The 1,430-nt window shown below is 76.3% G+C and carries 1 protein-coding gene and 1 pseudogene; both read right to left on the bottom strand.

Annotated features, from left to right (window positions below):
- Window positions 1–312, bottom strand: a pseudogene (locus ABZY91_RS42035) (hypothetical protein); the annotation flags it as partial.
- Entirely contained in the window at window positions 312–1,331 is a 1,020-nt protein-coding gene (locus tag ABZY91_RS42030) for a Scr1 family TA system antitoxin-like transcriptional regulator (protein WP_355409527.1), read from the bottom strand. The gene ABZY91_RS42030 and the pseudogene ABZY91_RS42035, both read right to left, overlap by 1 nt.
- Between the last annotated feature and the right edge of the window lie 99 nt (window positions 1,332–1,430).

Genomic DNA, 1,430 nt, shown 5'->3' with positions numbered 1-1,430 from the left:
CAGCACGCCGCCGGGCGGCCGGGCGGCGCCGTGGAGGGCTGCCAGCGCCAGCGCGGTCTTGCCGATGCCGCCCTCGCCGGTCAGCAGGACCGGCAGCGGCTCCCGCTCACCGAGCCTGCCGGCCAGCAGCTGCCGGTCCCCGGTGCGGTCGGCCAGGCGGCGCGGTCGCGGGAGCTGGAACGGCATCGGCCGCACGGGCCCGGTCGCGGTGGTGATGGTGAGGCGGTGGATGTCGCGGGCCTGCACGACCGACCCGTGCACGTCGCTGTCCGTGAGGGTGGTGCTGGCGAAGGGAGCGGGCGGGCCGCTCATCACAGCGACCCCAGCTTGTGGACCGCGCCGGCGGCCGCGTCCTCCAGCAGCCCAAGGCTTGTCGCGGGGTCCAGGGCCCGCTCCTCGGCCATGGCCACGCCGAGCGGGACACCGACCACGTAGTGGGCGCCGGCGAAGCCGGGCCGCACGGTCCACGGCCGGCGGGTGCCGGGCGGGGTCAGGCGCACGGCTTCCTCGATCACGGTGGCGCCACCGGCCAGCGACACGAACCGCACCGTCAGGCGGGTGGTGCGGACCAGGTGCGCGAGGTGGCCCATCTGGTCCGCGTGGGCGTGGACGGTGTCGGCGAAGGGCCGCAGCAGCGTCTCGTTCAGCAGGGCGGTCACCGGCGGACCGGGGCGGGCGAGACGCTCGGTGAGCGCCGCGCGCTGGGCGGCGCGCACCGCCCTCACCCAGGCCCCGGCCACGTCCCGATCGGTGAGCAAGTCCGCCCGGTAGACCTGGCACAGCTGGCAGCCGACCCCGGTCAGCGCCGCGGTGGCCGGGGTCGGCAGGCCCGGCGGCAGCCGACAGACGCCCTTCGCCCACAGCACGTCGTCGTAACCCCGGGTGCGCAGCGCGACCGGCACCACGGTGGAGGCGGCGTAGAGGATCTCCTCGGAGCGCTGCTCCAGTAGCAGGAGGCGGTGCGGCCAGCCCGGGCCCTTGTCCACGCACTCGTCCGGGCCGGCCGCGCCGGGCGCGAAGACGGTGTAGTAGTCGCTGCGGGCAACGCGGCCGCCGAGCCGGTAGCCCGCCAGGTACGACTCCAGGGCGCCGCCGGATGCCGCGCGGCGCAACGCCACGCTGGTGCCTCCTTCGAGGGCGTCGATGTGGCCGGGGCCGGGCCGGTGGGCCGACCGGGCGCTCACCTCGTCGGCGACCTCCTCGACGGTCAGACCCTGACAGGTACGCAGGTGCTCCAGGTGAAGGCCCGCGATCCGGTCGGACAGGAACGGCGCCACGTACGGGACCCGCTCCTCCGGCGGTGGGACGGGGGCGGTGCCGGGGCGGGTCACCGGACACTCTCCACGAGGTCGTATGCGGGCGACAGGCCGAAGTCGGCACGCTGGCGGGCCACCAGGTCCAGCAGCATGTGCAGCTCGGCGGCGCGGCGG

This window comes from Kitasatospora sp. NPDC002965, from assembly GCF_040611255.1.
GTDB lineage: Bacteria > Actinomycetota > Actinomycetes > Streptomycetales > Streptomycetaceae > Kitasatospora.
The sequence above is the reverse complement of the archived record's forward strand: the minus strand, read 5'-3'. Positions and strand labels throughout refer to the sequence as shown.